General features: G+C 47.6%; 15 protein-coding genes. 10 read left to right on the plus strand and 5 right to left on the minus strand.

The features are described from left to right. Nucleotides 1-63 precede the first annotated feature (63 nt). Both RH46_RS08720 and RH46_RS08725 read left to right on the plus strand, forming a co-directional pair. Nucleotides 64-915, plus strand: a complete 852-nt coding sequence (locus RH46_RS08720) for an alpha/beta hydrolase (RefSeq protein WP_006879050.1) — start codon at nucleotides 64-66, stop codon at nucleotides 913-915. A gap of 158 nt (nucleotides 916-1,073) precedes the next feature. Then, nucleotides 1,074-2,462 carry an SLC13 family permease gene (locus RH46_RS08725; RefSeq protein ID WP_006879051.1) on the plus strand — a complete coding sequence of 463 codons (1,389 nt, stop codon included), beginning with the start codon at nucleotides 1,074-1,076 and terminating at the stop codon, nucleotides 2,460-2,462. A gap of 70 nt (nucleotides 2,463-2,532) precedes the next feature. Here the strand turns inward: RH46_RS08725 and RH46_RS08730 are convergent, their stop codons facing one another. The 3 genes from RH46_RS08730 to RH46_RS08740 form a co-directional block, all read right to left on the minus strand. Beyond that, a complete protein-coding gene (locus RH46_RS08730) occupies nucleotides 2,533-3,636 on the minus strand; it encodes a GGDEF domain-containing protein (RefSeq protein ID WP_040895477.1) in 1,104 nt (367 codons plus the stop codon). 164 nt (nucleotides 3,637-3,800) lie between these two features. Next, nucleotides 3,801-5,276: a Na+/H+ antiporter NhaC family protein gene (locus RH46_RS08735; protein ID WP_006879053.1), complete on the minus strand. Its 1,476-nt coding sequence runs from the start codon at nucleotides 5,274-5,276 to the stop codon at nucleotides 3,801-3,803. 18 nt (nucleotides 5,277-5,294) lie between these two features. Then, nucleotides 5,295-6,638 (minus strand): glutamine synthetase family protein, encoded by a 1,344-nt coding sequence (locus RH46_RS08740; RefSeq protein ID WP_006879055.1) that lies wholly within the window; start codon nucleotides 6,636-6,638, stop codon nucleotides 5,295-5,297. 344 nt (nucleotides 6,639-6,982) lie between these two features. On the opposite strand from RH46_RS08740, the gene RH46_RS08745 reads away from it, so the two are divergent. The 8 genes from RH46_RS08745 (at nucleotide 6,983) to gabT (ending at nucleotide 15,896) form a co-directional block, all read left to right on the plus strand. Beyond that, complete coding sequence (locus RH46_RS08745) at nucleotides 6,983-7,729, plus strand: gamma-glutamyl-gamma-aminobutyrate hydrolase family protein (RefSeq protein ID WP_006879056.1); 747 nt, start codon at nucleotides 6,983-6,985, stop codon at nucleotides 7,727-7,729. 16 nt (nucleotides 7,730-7,745) lie between these two features. Continuing rightward, nucleotides 7,746-8,303, plus strand: a complete 558-nt coding sequence (puuR, locus tag RH46_RS08750; RefSeq protein ID WP_006879057.1) for an HTH-type transcriptional regulator PuuR — start codon at nucleotides 7,746-7,748, stop codon at nucleotides 8,301-8,303. Between the two features lie 37 nt (nucleotides 8,304-8,340). Continuing rightward, nucleotides 8,341-9,825: an aldehyde dehydrogenase gene (locus tag RH46_RS08755; RefSeq protein WP_006879058.1), complete on the plus strand. Its 1,485-nt coding sequence runs from the start codon at nucleotides 8,341-8,343 to the stop codon at nucleotides 9,823-9,825. A gap of 31 nt (nucleotides 9,826-9,856) precedes the next feature. Next, a complete protein-coding gene (locus RH46_RS08760) occupies nucleotides 9,857-11,134 on the plus strand; it encodes an NAD(P)/FAD-dependent oxidoreductase (RefSeq protein ID WP_006879059.1) in 1,278 nt (425 codons plus the stop codon). A 23-nt stretch (nucleotides 11,135-11,157) separates the two neighbouring features. Further along, complete coding sequence (gene aguB / locus RH46_RS08765) at nucleotides 11,158-12,024, plus strand: N-carbamoylputrescine amidase (protein ID WP_006879060.1); 867 nt, start codon at nucleotides 11,158-11,160, stop codon at nucleotides 12,022-12,024. Between the two features lie 11 nt (nucleotides 12,025-12,035). Continuing rightward, nucleotides 12,036-13,118, plus strand: coding sequence for an agmatine deiminase (gene aguA / locus RH46_RS08770; protein ID WP_006879061.1), 1,083 nt, complete (start codon nucleotides 12,036-12,038; stop codon nucleotides 13,116-13,118). Nucleotides 13,119-13,181: 63 nt separating this feature from the next. Then, entirely contained in the window at nucleotides 13,182-14,609 is a 1,428-nt protein-coding gene (locus RH46_RS08775) for an NAD-dependent succinate-semialdehyde dehydrogenase (protein ID WP_006879062.1), read from the plus strand. Nucleotides 14,610-14,624: 15 nt separating this feature from the next. Then, nucleotides 14,625-15,896 (plus strand): 4-aminobutyrate--2-oxoglutarate transaminase, encoded by a 1,272-nt coding sequence (gene gabT / locus RH46_RS08780; protein WP_006879063.1) that lies wholly within the window; start codon nucleotides 14,625-14,627, stop codon nucleotides 15,894-15,896. A gap of 34 nt (nucleotides 15,897-15,930) precedes the next feature. Here gabT and RH46_RS08785 read toward each other — a convergent pair whose 3' ends face one another. Next, complete coding sequence (locus RH46_RS08785; RefSeq protein WP_006879064.1) at nucleotides 15,931-16,779, minus strand: sterol desaturase family protein; 849 nt, start codon at nucleotides 16,777-16,779, stop codon at nucleotides 15,931-15,933. Nucleotides 16,780-16,804: 25 nt separating this feature from the next. Further along, nucleotides 16,805-17,818 carry a DUF2804 domain-containing protein gene (locus RH46_RS08790; RefSeq protein WP_006879065.1) on the minus strand — a complete coding sequence of 338 codons (1,014 nt, stop codon included), beginning with the start codon at nucleotides 17,816-17,818 and terminating at the stop codon, nucleotides 16,805-16,807. Between the last annotated feature and the right edge of the window lie 134 nt (nucleotides 17,819-17,952).

Here is a 17,952-nt window from a genome sequence, read left to right on the forward strand (position 1 = left end):
TAAAAATAGCACGGTCGTTCGCTTTTTGTAAGTGTCAGAGGCTGGCTTGATAAGGACAATAACATGAGTGAGAAGATTTACTTCAATACGGCGAATAAGTTCAGTATTAAGAAGAGCTTAGTGAGTTTAACCACGCGCCTGCACCATACACTTGCGCCAACACACGCTAAGAACACCGCGCGAAAACTGTTGTTAACTCCAGCGCGAGCTACGCCAAAAAATGAGTTACCTGGCGGCCTGGTGATTGGCGAAGTTGAATCGAAAGAGGGGTTGCTTAAAACCTATCAACTGGGTAGTGGTCCTGTCTGGGTGATGACTCATGGCTGGTCAGGCAGTGCCAATCAGTTCTTTCCTTTGATGGAACATATTGCCAGTCAGGGATACACCGCACTGGCCTACGATCACCCTGCTCATGGTCAGAGCGAAGGCGCTTATGGACATATTCCGGCATTTGTTCTTGGTCTCGAAGCCATCCTTGATAGCGTCGAAGAGGTCGCTGGGCTGGTGGCGCACAGCATGGGGACAGTCTCTGCACTAGAGTGCCATCATCAAAAGCTGGCAGACAAACCGCTGCTCTTGATCGCGCCATTGCTTGATTACTTAGATAACTTGTTCGGTAGTATTGCCCGTTCAGGTTATTCAATGCGTCTGTTTGATGCGGTGGTGGGTGAAGTTGAACAGCAGTATCGCTACCCTCTGCAATCGATCGATCCTTTTAATAAGCTAAAATCTCGCTCGGCACAGACTATTATTGTTCATGATGAGCAAGACAAGTTTGCTAAGTACCCAGCGTCAGCAAAAGCGGCGCAGGAGATGGCTAACGTCAACCTGGTTACGACTCAGGGTCAAGGGCATGGACGTATAATGAAGTCTCAACAAGTCATGGATAGTTTTGATAAATTGACGGCAAATTAATCATTTAGTTGATGGAAAAATACTCAATCTATTCATATTGTTAACATCCATTTCCATGTTGTTGATGTGGTTAACAGATTTGCAATGAAAAATATTTCCAAGTCGGTATGTGTGGGATCATTTGCTATGCCACATGGCCCTCATAAGGAAATATAATAATGAATAGAAATGATAGTGTCCCTTTGCCCAGCAATACCCGAGAATGGTTATTTAACCGCAACAGTATGATTGTCTTAGCCGATATCGCTCTGTTTGCGGTTTTATACTTCAGCCTGCCATTTGATCCTCAAGTGGTACTGGGTATCTGTATGTTGATCTTTATCGCCATCCTTTGGTTGACGGAAGCCCTGCATGTCACTGTCACTGCCATCTTAGTTCCAATCATGGCAGTGTTGTTTGGCGTATTCGATACCCAGACTGCCCTCAACAACTTCGCTAACTCCATCATCTTCCTGTTTCTTGGCGGTTTTGCACTCGCTGCGGCGATGCACCGACAGGGGCTAGATAAAGTTATTGCCGATAAGGTACTTGTTTTAGCGAAAGGCAAAATGAGTGTTGCAGTATTTATGCTGTTTGGTGTTACCGCTGCTCTTTCAATGTGGATCAGTAATACCGCCACCACGGCTATGATGCTGCCATTAGTTCTTGGCGTACTCAGTAAAGTGAACTCTGATAGCGGTCATAAGACTTACGTGTTCGTGCTGCTTGGTATTGCTTACAGCGCGAGTATCGGTGGTATCGCAACTATCGTTGGTAGTCCGCCAAACGCTATTGCTGCAGCTGAAGTGGGGTTGACCTTTACTGAGTGGATGAGCTTTGGTATCCCGACGACGCTGATTCTACTGCCAGTTGCTATTGCGGTGTTGTTTGCGGTGTTGAAACCGAACCTGAGTGGTGAGTTTGAGCTCAACAAAGAGCCGGTTACCTGGGATAAAGGCAAGATTGTTACGCTGGCTATTTTCGCTGCGACAGTTAGTTTGTGGATCTTCAGTAAACCGATTAATGCTATGTTAGGTGGCTACGCTAAGTTTGATACTGTAGTGGCGCTGGCTGCGATTGTCGCGGTCAACTTTGCTCGAGTTGTGCACTGGAAAGATATCGAAAAAACGGCTGACTGGGGCGTGTTGCTACTGTTTGGTGGCGGTATCTGTCTGAGTAATGTACTAAAAGCGACTGGTACCAGTGTCTTCCTGGCTAATGGTCTTAGTGAGATGATTGCCCACCTTGGCATCTTCTTTATCATCGCTGTGATTGCCATATTCGTGGTGTTCTTAACCGAGTTCGCCAGTAACACGGCTAGTGCAGCACTGCTTATTCCACTTTTTGCCAGCGTTGCAGAAGCGTTCGGTATGTCACCAGTGATCTTATCTGTGCTAATCGCTGTAGCGGCATCGTGCGCCTTTATGCTGCCAGTGGCGACGCCACCAAATGCGATTGTGTTTGGCTCGGGCCACATTAAGCAGAGTGAGATGATGCGCGTCGGTATCGTCCTCAATATCGCGTCTATTGGTGTTCTGACCTTTATTGCGCTGACTTTCTGGGCATAGGGCTCAACACAGTCACTTACTATCGAAAAACCTGCCGTTATGGCAGGTTTTTTTGGTTTTGACGGGCTGATTATTTCTTCAAGGCGACACACTTAAGTGGTTGTTCCGTTTCTGGCGCACGATGTCTGGGTTTATTTAAGTACATATCCTTATCTGCCCTTGCCAGAGTATCCTGGCATGATAGGTAGTTCTTTGGTCCGGACTGGGCGACGCCAACGCTGATAGAGACTTCACTGCGCATTGTAGCCAGGCTTTCGGTCACGCGGGGAATGTAGTTTTTGACCGCAGACTCTTTGGTGCAGCCTGGCATCACGACGACAAACTCATCACCACCAACTCTAAAGCACAGGTCAACATTGCGTGACGCCCCGCGTAGGCAGTCGGAAACGATAATGAGTACACTGTCGCCTTCTTCGTGACCAAACTGGTCGTTAAACAGTTTGAAGTCGTTGACGTCAATATAGACGATTGCGACCGGATCGTTTTGTTGCTGAGCTTCTGAAAACAGCTTGCTGGTGAACTCTTCAAACGCACGCTTATTGTAGAGATTAGTGAGTGGATCTAGACGAGCCATTTTCTCCAGGCTTTTGGTTCGTTCCTGAACAATAGATTCGAGGTCATTGACATACTGGAAGGATTTATTCTTCTCAACCTCAATTTCGTTCATCATGCTTTTTATATAAGTATCAAAAACATAGGACACATCGAAATCAATCAAACGGTCGAGAATATCACTCAACATCTGTGCGTATTCAGGATCTTCAAGATGGTCATGAATGGTAGAGATCAGCTTGGCTTTCAGATAGTTGACTGAAGAGAGATACATCTTGGGGTCAACACCGATTCGCTTATGAACCAGACCAATTCGCAGCCGGTGTTCAACATAATCCAGGTTGATCTCTTTAGTAAACAGATCGGCAATATACTGTCGTAACGCCGACATGAGGCGCTGTAAGGTACCCGCATCACCAATCAGGGTTTCGACATCAGGACTACGGGTCTGATGGGTGTAAAAGTCGTCCACAATCAGATCAAGATGACGGGTTATCACCCCTTTCATTGACCTTAATTCATTGATATCACTTGGCGTAAGCCTGAACAGGTGCAACCTTTGCTTTAGTTCAGTTTCGGATATCTTCTGTTGTTCGACGAGGGACTTATCCGTAATTCTCATCTTAACTACCCACGGTGCATCTATCTATAAATAGATATTATAAAACAGTATGCATATTTTTCCTGATTTGTTTGTTGATAAATGTAATTATTGCCTCTGTGAGTGTGACAAACAAAAAGCCCCGCTCACTTGAGCAGGGCTTGTATATGAAGCTAAGTCCTTGTCTAGCCGATGAATAGGAAGAACAGGAAGGTCGCGATAATACCGATCAGTGCGTATGGGAACTGAGTGGTCGCATGTTGCATTGATGTACAGCCAGAGCCTTGTGCAGACAGTACCGTTGAATCACTGAAGAAACATGAGTGACTACCAGCTGCAGAGGCGGATAGTAGTGCAGCAACGGTCAGGTGTAGTGGCACACCCAGCTGCTCACCGAGTGGCAGGACAATCGGCATTGCTACTGCGAAGGTACCCCATGATGATGCCGTCGCAAACACCAGACCACCAGTAATCATAAAGATGATCGCAGGGAAGTAAGACGCTGACAGGTAAGGGCTAACAGTCTCGATAACATATTGAGTTACGCCTAGTGAGTCGTTAACGTTCTTGAGCATAAAGCCGCCGATCACTGTTGCCAGTGGCAGTAACATCACCTTGATACCATCGTATACCGCGTCAAACATATCATTCATAGAGATAAGCTTCTGCACGCCGTAGAAACAGATAGTAAAGATAATCGCGACGAATACGCCAGCCAGTAGATCGATACCGAAGTACCAACTTGCCGCGACCAGAACAATCATAGGTAGCAGGAAGTTAATCAGACCCATAGTTGGACTTGTGTGCGCAGCGATATCAGAACCGAAATCAATGTCTGCTGCACCGTCAGGGCGTACCTGACCGTTCTTCGCACGCTGCTCAGCTTTCTTCATCGCGCCAAGATCTGGGATCTTTTCCATCGCTACCAACAGAACGATTGCTAACGTTACCCAGCCGTACGCCATGTATGGAATTGCTTCAATGTACGCTTTGATGCCTTCGCCTGCTTCTGCAACGTTGTTTGCTTCTAGCAGTGAACTGAAGAAGATCGCCCAGGTTGAAATTGGTACCAGAATACAGATAGGTGCCGCTGTGGAGTCAACCAGGTAAGAGAGTTTCTCACGCGAGATCTGGTATCCGTCAGTGACTTTCTTCATTGATGAAGAGATAGCAATCGCATTCAGGTAGTCATCAATAAAGATCACGATACCTAGTAAGAATGTCATCAGCATAGATTGGCGACGGCTTTTCACTTTAGTCACCAGCATATCTGAGAAACTGAGAATGCTGCCGCCTTTCTCAAGAATCGCAATCAGGCCACCCATCAAACCACAGACCAGAATGATCCAGGCGATGGTTTCATCCATCATGACTGTCATCGAGATATCAACGATTTGTTCGACAGCTTCGGCAGGGTTAAGCAGTAGAACACCTGCGATAGCACCACTAAAAAGTGCTTCAACCGTGCGGTGAGTGGTCAGGGCAAAAACCAGTACCAAGGCTGTTGGTAGCAGGCTCATCCAGCCATAAGCTTGTCCTTGTTCATGGTTAAGACCAATAGCAGTGAAAAAGACGAAAGTCGCGATCACTAATAAGGTCACCACAATATGTTGGGTATTAAATTTTATCGGTGCGTCCAGCACCTTTGCTTGAGTCGTCATAGCGTGTCAGTCCTTTGTTTAAGCTGAGTGCAACATCCAATCGATTTCTAGCGGAGTAATCGCTCGCTCAAACTCTGCGAGTTCACTCCGTTTGCAGGCTAAAAATAAATCGATAAATTCCCTTGAGATGTACTGAGCCAGTTCGCTGTGTTCCAACTGGTCCAGAGCTTCAGACATACGCACGGGTAAGTCAACCGCGTCATCACTAAGAGAAGCAGGACATTGCTCTTTGTTATAAGTGTCGCTGGCCAGTACTGCTGATAGCACCACAGCGGCAAGAATGTATGGGTTAACGTCAGCGCCTGCGATACGGTGTTCGACACGACGGTTTTTGCTGTCGCTGATCGGAACACGCAGAGCTACACCGCGGTGGTTTTCGCCCCAGTCTGCTTTGGTAGGGACATAAGCACCAGGTACGAAACGACGGTAAGAGTTGACGTTAGGGCAGATCAAAGCCATTGAGTCAGATGTCTGCGCCAGCATGGCTGCGATGGTTTGATAAAACAGTGGGCTCTCTTGACCGTCTGCCTGACTAAATAGGTTGTTGCCATCTTCATCCACAAGGCTGATGTGAATATGCATGCCGTTACCAGCTTGCTCAGCGAATGGTTTCGCCATAAAGGTCGCATCGAAACCATGTTGATTGGCGACCTGACGGATCACTCGTTTGGCGATGATGATTTCGTCACAAACTCGCAGTACATCTTGTGAATGGTTGAAATTAATTTCGAATTGACCCGGAGCTGATTCAGACAAAGCTCCAGAAGTGTTTAACCCTTGCTCTTGGGCGATGCGGTTGAGGTCGGCCAGGAAGTCAGCGTAGTCGTCCAAACCATCGAGATCGTAAACCTCAGTGTCCTTCTCTCGGGTTTGTTTGGTTGGGTTAATTGCGGTTTGCAACTCGCCCTGTTTGCCACGTTTCTTATCGATTAAATAAAACTCAAGTTCTAATGCAACGCATGGGTAAGTGTTGTTCGCGTGCAGTTTATCGACCATGCCAGAAAGGATATTGCGAATAAAAAGAGAGTTCGGATTGACACCTGTTTCATCCATCATGCTTAACAGTAGCTGTCCTACATGTGGATTCGCTGTCGGCATTAGCGTATCGGCAATTGGAAAGCACATATTGTCGGGCTCCCCAAGATCTTCTCCAAGTCCCGCTGACTCTACAACATTGCCCTTAGTGTCGAGAGAGATGGTTGAAAGTGGCAGGGCGACCCCTTTCTGCAGTTTGTCTAACCCACTGACTGGGATACGTTTACCACGAGGTGTGGCATTAATGTCGGTGAAAATGAGGTCAACGAACTCTATCTCGGGCCATTGCTGTCTAAAATTTTTAACTTCCTGTAGATACGATTCCATTTTTAGTTCTCCAAATAGCCTGACGAGCGGCGAGCTAAAAATAATTGAGTTAACAACTAAGTTACATTCATTAGACTAAGGTCTAACTCTTTACAATTATTTTCTTTATATACAACTACTTAATTTAATTTTTGTGAAAATAACAAGTTCGTTATGGGTTTGTCTTGTTAACTATTTTGTAACAGTTGCTGCAGTTTTGCTCAATATATTGAGCAAAAAATGGCTTTTTTTTGAACAAAAAGGTGGGGTTGGTCACGATTTGGTCAGAATATCGAACATTGCTGTTGATAATTTTGTACATGGTTTGTAGTGTGAATGTTAAATAAATTGAACACGGAAGCACCATGGCTAAAACAAGCAAACCTATTATCGGTATAGTCAGCTGCGCGAAGGAGTTAGGTGGTTACCAGATCCAGGCAGTGAATGACTTCTATTTACGTGCTGTAAAAGATTTCGGTGGACTGCCTTTGATACTGGCTCCAGAGATGCCGGCAGAGGATATACAGACCATTCTCGATATGTGTGATGGTTTCTTGTTTCCTGGCAGTCATTCAAATGTGGCACCTCATCGCTACAACGCGACTCATGAAGAAGCGAAGAAAGATGAAAAGCGTGATGAGCTCTCTTTGTCGTTAATCCGTCATGCGGTCGACAGTGATATTCCTTGCCTGGGCATTTGCCGTGGTTTTCAAGAGATGAATGTGGCTCTGGGTGGTTCGCTAAACCCAGCAGTACATGAGTCAGGATTTAATGACCATAGAGAAAGCCCTGTTGAAGATTTCGAACAAAAGTATGCACCTGCACATGCCGTGTTGGTACAAAAAGAGAGCTTGTTTGAGCAGTGGCTGACTGAAAATCAGTGGCAAAACACCAGTCTGTTCGAAGTGAATACACTGCACAACCAAGGGGTCGACCAGCTTGCTCCACAGCTGAAAATTGAGGCTAAAGCACCGGATGGACTAGTGGAAGCCTTTAGTCTTCCTGGTCAGAAATTTTTCGTTGGCGTGCAGTGGCACCCAGAATGGCAAGCAAAAACCAATCATTTCTCTCAAATTTTGTTCAAAGAATTTATGATGGCTGCCTCTGTATAAATCAGGAGCTGCATGAATGAACAATCAAGAGATTGGTAAAAATATTGTTCAGTTACGAAAACAACATGGATTGTCACAACGCGAACTCGCAGAGCGAGCTGGGATTACACACAGTGCTATTTCTTCCATCGAGAATGGCAAAGTCAGCCCGTCGGTCAGTTCGCTACAAAAGATAGTTAACGTTTTCTCTTTATCGCTTTCAGAGTTCTTTACCTTTGAAAAGCCTCAAAGCGATGAAGTTAAAGTTGTTATGACCGAGGACGAGCTGGTTGAAATGGGCAGCGAGTCGGTTTCGATGAAACTGGTGTCTAACGGCAATAAAGATCAGGTTATTGGATTCCTGATTGAAGAATACGCACCGCACGGTACCACTGGCGCGGGAGAAATCAGACACGAAGGTGAGGAGATCGGCACTGTGTTAGAGGGTGAAATCACTCTTGAATACAAAGGTCAGTCTTATCTCATCAAACAAGGTGAGTCGTACATTATAGATACGACAGAGCCACATAAGTTTACTAATCACACAGACAAGGCTTGTCGAATGATAAGCGCGCATACGCCGACCACATTCTAAGTGGGCCTTGCCTTGTTGTGATAAACAAGGAGGGCGTATGAAAACCCAGGAACAATGGATTGAACTGAAAAACAGTCTTGTCATTGAGCATCGATCTTACATCAATGGTGAGTATTGCGATGCGCAGAGCGGTCAAACCTTAGCGGTTATCAATCCAGCAACGGACGAAAAGCTAACGGATATCGCCCGTTGCCAGAGTGAAGATGTGGATCTTGCGGTTAAATACGCTCGACAAGCTTTCCAAAGCGGTGAGTGGAGCAGCAGCGCGCCTTCTCATCGTAAAGCGGTTCTGTATAAGTTTGCAGATCTTATCGATCAACATCGCGAAACACTGGCACTGCTTGAAACTCTCGATACTGGTAAACCTATCAGTCACAGTGTTTCTACTGACGTACCAGGCGCTGCCAACTCCCTGCGTTGGTACGCGGAAGCGATTGACAAAGTTTATGGCGAAGTCGCGCCAACAGAGAAAGACGTCCACGCCTTTATTTCTCATCAGGCAATTGGTGTTGTTGCCGCAGTCGTTCCTTGGAACTTCCCTCTGTGGCTTGCGTGCTGGAAGCTAGGTCCTGCATTGGCTGCAGGTAACAGCGTTATTCTTAAACCTTCTGAAAAATCATCTCTGACTGCGATCTACTTAGGTCAGCTTGCTGAGCAGGCTGGTCTGGCAAAAGGCGTTTTCCAGGTCGTAACTGGTTTTGGTCACGAAGCGGGCGACGCTCTTGCCAAACACCATGATGTCGACTGTATCGCCTTCACTGGCTCGACGCGTATTGCTGGTCAACTGATGATTCGCTCAGGCGAAACTAACCTCAAGCGCGTATTCGCTGAAGCGGGTGGTAAGAACGCGAACATCGTATTTGAAGATTGTGATGACCTTGATCGCGCCGCGGCTGAGACAGCTGCTGGGTGCTTCTACAATCAGGGTGAAGTGTGTGTTGCCGCGACGCGTTTACTGGTCCATGAAAGCATCAAAGATCGCTTTGTCGATAAAGTGATTTCAGCGGCGCAGGCCTTTATGCCAAAAGATCCTCTTGATACTTCTTCATCGATGGGTGCTCTGATCGATCAGGAGCATAAAGCCAAAGTGCTCGAATACATTCTTCTTGGTCAGGCTGAAGGCGCAACACTGCGCTGCGGTGGTGATGTGCAAGGTCAGGGTGCATTCGTCGAACCAACGATTCTAGACAACGTCGATAACAAAATGAAAGTGGCTCAGGAAGAGATTTTTGGCCCGGTGCTGTGTGTAATTCCATTTAAAGATGAAGCACAGGCTATCGAGATTGCCAATGACTCTCAATATGGTCTTGGTGCTGCGCTATGGAGCAGCAACATCAACCGTGTTCACCGAGTGGCGAAACAGCTACAAGCTGGCTCGGTCTGGGTTAATAACTACAACGAAGGTGACATGACTGTCCCGTTTGGTGGATTCAAAATGAGTGGTAACGGACGAGATAAATCGCTGCATGCCATCGAGAAGTTCACTGAAACTAAGACGACCTGGATTCGTCTCCACCCTTAAGCCTGCTGAAGATTAATAAAGGAATATCTCTATGAACAAGCATACGGATTCGTTCTACGCTCATTCTGTGCCAAACATGCCGGAATACCCACAACTACAAGACCATATCGAGTGTGATGTCTGTGTCGTTGGCGCGGGATTCTCCGGTCTTTCTTCTGCACTTCATCTGGCCGAAAAAGGGTTCAAAGTCGTGGTGCTTGAGAGTGCGAAAGTGGGTTTTGGAGCTACTGGTCGTAACGGCGGACAAATCGTTAATAGCTACAGCCGAGATGTTGACGTACTTGAAAGTCGTTACGACCAGACCCAAGCCAAAGCTCTGTGTGAGATGATTTTTGAAGGTGGCGATATCATTCGCGGCCTGATTGATAAATACGATATCGATTGTGACTTCAAACAAGGTGGTCTGTTTACCTCGTTGAACAATAAACAGTTGAAAGGGCTGGAAGAGCATAAGAAAAACTGGGAACGCTACGGCAATGACCAACTGACACTGCTTGATGCCTCTGAAGTCGAGCAAGCGGTCGGTACCAAAGTCTACTCTGGCGGCCTGCTGGACATGCGCGGTGGACACATTCATCCACTGAAACTGGCTTTGGGTGAAGCGGCAGCATTTACCGCTCTTGGTGGTCAAATCTTTGAACAATCAGCAGTAACGTCGATTGAAAAGGGCGTTAACCCAACGGCGAAAACAGCGCATGGCAGTGTTAAGAGTAAATATCTGGTACTGGCTGGTAACGCTTACTTAGGTGGTCTGGCGCCAAACATCAGTAACAAAGCGATCCCTTGTGGCACTCAGGTAGTGGCAACTCAGCCTCTGTCTGATGAGCAGCTAAAACATATTCTGCCAAGTGATTACTGTGTAGAAGACTGTAACTACCTGCTTGATTACTTCCGCCTCAGCGCGGACAAACGCCTGCTGTTTGGTGGTGGTGTGGTTTACGGCGCACGTGACCCTGAGAATATCGAAGCGATTATCCGTCCCAAGATGGAAACGGTCTTCCCTCAACTGAAGGGAATCAAAATTGACTACACATGGACAGGCAATTTCTTGTTGACCTATTCACGTATGCCTCAGTTCGGCTCTTTTGCTGACAATATCTACTACCTGCAAGGTTACAGCGGTCATGGTGTTACCTGTACCCATTTGGCGGGCAAGTTACTGGCAGAAGCATTAACAGGACATGCAGAACGTTTTGACGCTTTTGCAGCCCTTAAGCACTACTCCTTCCCAGGTGGTCGTCACTTCCAGATCCCGTTTACGGCGATGGGTGCGGCCTATTACAACCTGAGAGATAAATTGGCGATTTAACAAAAAAAGATAAGGAACATCCAATGAGTAAAGTCGTGAAGTTTGCCGCTCTACAGTTAACGAAGAGCTGGGATCTGGAAGATAACCTCAATAAAGCAAAAGCTGCGATTCGTGAAGCTGCGGCGCACGGTGCAAATGTCATTTTGCCTCAGGAGCTTTTTGCTGCGCCTTACTTCTGTAAAAAACAAGAAGCAAAGTACTTTGAGTTAGCAGAAGAGACGGCTAACTGTCGCCTTATCAAAGAGATGAGCGAGCTGGCGAAAGAGCTAGGTGTGGTTATCCCTGTCAGCTACTTTGAAAAAGCAGGCAACACCTTCTTCAACTCGCTGGTGATGATTGATGCGGATGGAACGGTATTAGAAAACTACCGTAAATCACACATCCCGGATGGCCCGGGGTATAGCGAGAAGTACTACTTCAGCCCTGGTGATACAGGATTCAAAGTCTGGCAGACCAAGTTTGGTAAATTTGGTGCAGGTATTTGCTGGGATCAATGGTTTCCCGAGCTTGCGCGCAGTTTGGCTCTTCATGGCGCGGAAGCTATTTTTTATCCAACGGCGATTGGCTCTGAGCCTCAGGATCCAACTCTGGATTCACGAGATCATTGGCAACGTACAATGCAAGGTCACTCGGCAGCAAACCTTGTACCGGTCATCGCTTCTAACCGCGTAGGAACTGAAGTAGATGATGGTATCGAGACGACTTTCTACGGCTCATCTTTCATCACTGATCACACCGGAGGCAAGCTTGCGGAAGCGCCACGTGAAGGTGAGGCAATCATATATGCAGAGATCGATTTAGAGCAGACCGCGAAAGCTCGTCATTCATGGGGATTGTTCCGTGACCGCAGACCTGATCTATACGCTAGTGTAGGCAAACTTGCAGTATAGGAGGCATTGGAATGCAGTTATTTACAACACCTGCACAAGATGGCTTCTACTTTCCGGCTGAGTTTCAGCCGGTTAGCCAAGTGTGGTTAGCGTGGCCCGAAAGACGCGATAACTGGCGTGATGATGCACTGCCAGCACAGCTAACCTTTGCTCGAATAGCAAATGCGATTTCTGAAGTGACCAAGGTATGTGTTGCGGTGAGCAGCAAACAATTTGATCACGCCCGTGACCTGCTTCAGCCAGAAGTGCGTCTGGTAGAAATTCCATATAATGACGCCTGGATGCGCGATATAGGACCAACGGTATTGGTCAACGAGAGTGGTGAGCGCCGAGGTATTAGTTGGCAGTTCAACGCTTGGGGTGGCGAATACAACGGTCTGTACGACAACTGGCAGCAAGACGATCTGGTCGCCAGTTCAGTGTGTGACATCATAGGTATCGACCACTACAGCGCCCCGTTTGTTTTAGAAGGTGGTTCGATTCACACCGATGGTGAAGGAACCCTCTACACCACAGAAGAGTGCTTACTGAGTCCTGGTCGTAATCCTTTATTGACCAAGCAGCAGATTGAGGAGCAGCTCAAACAGTATCTCAGCATTGAAAAAGTGATTTGGCTTCCTAAAGGGTTGTTCAACGATGAGACTGATGGTCACGTTGATAACCTGATGCATGTCATCGCTCCGGGTAAAGTTGTCCTGAGCTGGACTGATGATCCGAGTGACCCTCAGTATCAGCTATCCCGTGAAGCGGAAAAGGTGCTCAGTTCGCAGACTGATGCCAAAGGGCGTGAGATTGAAATTGTTCGTTTACCTCTGCCGGGACCATTGCACTACAGTGAGAGTGAAGCGCAGGGTATTGAAGTGAGCTCAGGGATGAGCAGAGCGGCTGGAGAGCGCTTAAGTGCGTCTTATGCAAACTTTCTTATCGTAAATGGCTATGTATTTTTGCCACTACTTGATGATAGAACCGATGCCGAGGCAATCTCTGTGCTACAGAGTGCGATGCCAGAGCATCAAATTATCGGGATACCGACAAGAGAAGTGCTGTTAGGTGGTGGAAATATTCACTGTATTACCCAGCAGATCCCAGCATAAATAAATCATAAGCCAGATTCGAAACGAATCAGTGGCGAAGTAAAGCTTTCAAAAGGAATCACCATGCAACAAATTACAAATCAAAGCCTTCTTTCGTTTATGGTGCCAAGTGAAGATCAAGGCATAGCAGTCACGAACCCTGCAACGGGAGAAGTGCTGGGTTTTGCTCCAGTATCGTCTGAACAAGCGATTCTCGATGGTATCGAACGTTCAAGTGTCGCGCAGAAAGAGTGGGCAGCGATGCCAGCAAAAGCTCGTGGTGCGCTATTACAGCGTTGGTACCAGCTGGTTATCGAGAACAAACAAGACCTTGGCCGCCTTATGACTCTGGAGCAGGGTAAACCGCTAGCGGAAGCGGAAGGTGAAGTTGTATACGGTGCGAGTTTTATTGAGTGGTTTGCTGAAGAAGCCAAGCGTACTTATGGTGAAACCATTCCTGCGCCAAGTGGTGACAAGCGTCTGATGACAATCAAGCAGCCTGTCGGTGTCGCGTGTGCTATTACACCGTGGAACTTCCCGATTGCGATGATCACTCGTAAAGCAGGTCCAGCACTAGCGGCGGGCTGTAGCTTCGTGGTTAAGCCTTCAGAGTCAACACCGTTGTCGGCATTTGCTGTTGCAGAACTGGCGTATCAGGCAGGCATTCCCCGTGATGTACTGCAGGTCGTTCTGGGTAAAGATGCACGTCAGGTTGGCGGCATTTTTACATCGCACCCACTTATTCGTAAGCTGTCGTTCACGGGTTCAACTCAGGTTGGCAGCATCTTGATGCAGCAAAGCGCGCACGATATTAAACGAACCTCAATGGAACTGGGTGGTAACGCGCCATTCATCGTGTTTGATGACGCTGACATTGATGCGGCGGTTGCTGGCGCTATGGTGTCTAAGTTCCGTAACGCAGGTCAGACGTGTGTTTGTGCCAACCGTTTCTATGTGCATAGCAAGGTCTATGACGAGTTTGTTACTAAGTTTGACGCCGCTGTTCAAAACCTCAAAGTCGGTAATGGTCTTGAACAGGGCGTCACCACTGGGCCTGTGATCAGCGAATCCGCAAAACAGGGCATCCAGAGCCTGATTGACGGTGCGATTGAGCAAGGTGCTCAGCCTGTTAGCGAGCAAAAGCAGCTTGATGGTCTATTTGTCCAACCTGTCGTGCTTAAGAATGTCACTCACGACATGAATATTGTTTCTCAGGAGATCTTTGGCCCTGTGGCTCCAGTGATTTCGTTTGATAACGATGAGCAGCTGATTGAGATGGCTAATGACACTATCTACGGTCTGGCTTCTTATTTCTACAGCCAGAATGTACACCGCGTATTTAAGATTGCTGAAGCGCTGCAATACGGCATGGTTGGCATCAATGAAGGTCTGATCTCGACTGAGGTTGCCCCTTTTGGTGGGGTGAAACAGTCAGGTATCGGACGTGAAGGTGCGAAACAAGGTATCGATGAATACATGGACGTGAAATACCTCTGCTTTGGCGGCAATTAATTTAAGGAAAGAATCATGACAAACCAACAACTACATCAAAGAAGAAGTCAGGTTATTGCTCAGGGAATGGGCGCAATGTATCCCCTCTATGTTGAGAAAGCAGACAATGCACACGTGTGGGATATTGAAGGTAACAAGTATATCGATTTTGCTGCAGGTATTGCGGTAACGAACACCGGCCATGCGAACAAACGCATCAGTGAAGCGGTGAAAGCCCAAATCGATAACTTCTCCCACACTTGTGCGATGGTGACACCTTATGCTTCGTTTGTGGAACTGGCAGAAAAACTGACTGAGCTTGCGCCAGGTGACTCGGCTAAGAAAGCCATCTTCCTGACTACTGGTGCGGAAGCGGTTGAAAACGCGGTGAAAGTAGCGCGCGCCCATACAGGCCGTAGCGGTGTGATCGCGTTTAAGGGTGGCTTTCATGGCCGTACCAACATGACAATGGGTCTGACGGGCAAAGTCGCGCCATACAAAGCGGGCTTTGGTCCATTCCCTAATGAAATCTTCCACGCACCGTACCCGAATGCGTTTCACGGTATTAGTGTAGAGCAAAGCCTGCAGGCACTGGAAGATCTGTTTGCCTGTGATATTGAGCCATCACGCGTTGCGGCGATCATTTTTGAGCCGGTACAGGGTGAGGGCGGTTTCTATCAGGCACCTAAAGAGTTCGCTCAGGGGCTGCGTCAGGTATGTGATAAGCATGGCATCATGCTGATTGCCGATGAAATCCAGACTGGTTTCGCTCGTACCGGTAAGATGTTTGCGACAGAATATCTCGATATTGAACCTGATATGATGACGATGGCAAAAGGGATTGCTGGTGGTTACCCAATCTCTGCGGTAGTTGGTAAGAGTGACGTAATGGATTCAGCGCTACCAGGCGGTCTGGGCGGGACCTACGCGGGTTCACCGCTAGGCTGTGTGGCTGGTCTTGAAGTGCTTAAAATCATTGAAGAGCAAGACCTATGTGCCAAGGCTCAGGGTATTGGTGAAGTGGTGAATGCTCGCATGACCAAGCTACAGCAATCTGTTGCGGCGATTGGTGAAATTCGTACTTATGGTGCAATGATGGCCATCGAATTTACTGACCCACAATCAGGTCTGCCTTTGCAGGACATGACCAAAGCGGTCATCAGCAAGGCGCAGGAGAACGGTTTGATTCTGCTTTCATGTGGCGTTAAAGCCAACGTTATTCGTCTGCTTCCTCCTTTGACTATCGAGCCAGAGGTGCTGGAAGAAGGTCTGGATAAACTTGAGAAGATCATTCTTGAAGTCGCTTAAATGAGAAGGCCCGCAATAGCGGGCCTTTTTTTGTTTAATCGTCTGGCGGGGAGAAGATAACCTTCAAACGTTGTCTCAACGTCAAATTTCGGTTTCTCAGCTCATCGAACATCTCCTGCCATGCCTTAAACGTCACTACAAGCGGGTTAAAACTCTCAACAGGTTTAGTGACCCCATAGCGAACCGTCTCTACTTCCGGCTCAAAGGTACCAAATAGCTTGTCCCAGATAATCAAAACTCCGGCGTAGTTTTTATCGATATACTGGGGGTTGCGACCATGGTGTACCCGGTGATGGGAAGGGGTGTTAAACACCAGCTCCAGCCAACCGAGAGAGCGGACCCATTGGGTATGAACAAAAAACTGTAAACCCAGATTGAGCAATACCGCGAACACCACCCATTTAGGTTCAAACCCTATGATGACCAGCGGCACCCAAAACAACCACATACCTGCAATCGGGTACATTAAGCTCTGGCGAAATGCGGTGCTGAAGTTCATATTCTCCGAGCTGTGGTGAGCTACATGAGCCGCCCACATCCAGCGAATCCGATGACTGGCGCGGTGAAACCAGTAGTAGCAAAAATCTTGCAACACGAGCAGGACGAGGAAAGAGGCAAGCCCCATTTCAATATCCAATAAGTGCCAGCCAAACAACCACAAATAGAGCTTCACAATCAACAGACCAGTGAGCAGATCCGACAATTGGTGCATCCCGGCTAAGGAGAAATTACACAGCACTTCTGGAAGATGGTAGCTGGCATTGTCTGGCAGCCTGCCACGCTTCTGACCGAGCACGTACTCCGCGGTCATCAAGGCGATAAATAGGGGCGCAAGGACGATTAGCAGCCATTCCGGGTTGTCGATGAGTAGATTGAAATCCATATCTGATAGACCTTATTGGTTGCAGTTACCATTTGGCGTAGTGGTCTTCGGTCAAACCGAGCACACTATCGAGCTGATGCTTTTGCCCGTCGTTATCAGTGATTACCCCAGAGAAGTGACCGATAAACTGGCGAAAGTTGCTTTTTAATAACCATAGATTGAGCTTCTCACTGCGTTGGTTGAGTGGAGTAAAGGTCAGTTCAACTTGCTTATCATCGGAGTAGATTTGCCACGGACTGTTTATCTGCTGGCGACTGAACTGAAAGTGGACCGGACTAAGCAGATGGCGCTGACCGTTGACCCATAGTACGTTTTCTCCGCTTCCGGTCTCGTTGACACCTGCAGCCAGATTCAGACCTAGAGTCGTTTCATCACCTCGGGCATTGATACTGGCCCAGCGCCAACTGGTTTCGCGGCGCATATAGCCTGCGGAAAAATCATAGCCAGCCAAAGCCTCGTTCAGACCTACCGCTTTACCATCAACTTGAAGTGTTCCGGTTACGGATAACGCGTTGTGCTTTTGGGTATAGGTCCACCCTGAGTAGCCAGTAGGTGTCGCAACCGATAAGGGCAAACTGTCGGCTGGTGAGTGAAGCTCGATATCGAGTTGCACGTGGCGACTGGCTGCTTTGATACGCCAACGGCCTTGTTCGATGATGAATTTTAGCTTTCCTGCTGCTATCGACGTGGTGCCGCTGTAGCAGGATGGAGACATCTGTTTATCTATCATCAAAGGGCGTAACCAGCTCTGCTCGACAAGGGTGTCACTATCGCGGTCGTACAGGTAGCAGAAGGATGAGCCGAGGTAGCGAATATCCGCAATGGCGATACCTATCACATAGCGCGGCGTGACAATGCTGACAAACTGAAACTGCTTGTAGTGGAAATACTTGCCGACAGATCCGATACGGCGATCCATATTGTTGCGGTAATCAAACTGTTCAATACCAAACTGTTTCGGCATACCGTCAAAGTGACCATAGTGTGGCTGGCCATCGGCTTTAATCAATCTCTCTGGGGCAGGTTGGCTCACTGTCATTATTACATTACATTCAATTAACACTTGAGCCAGTTTGGTCGATATTCAGGCTTATTGTCAGGTCATTTTCGGTCAGTAACTCTGTTTTGATCACGAATGAGGCAGGTGCAATCGGCTAAGCTAAGCGAAACAGG

This window comes from Vibrio brasiliensis LMG 20546 (assembly GCF_000189255.1).
Lineage (GTDB): Bacteria > Pseudomonadota > Gammaproteobacteria > Enterobacterales > Vibrionaceae > Vibrio > Vibrio brasiliensis.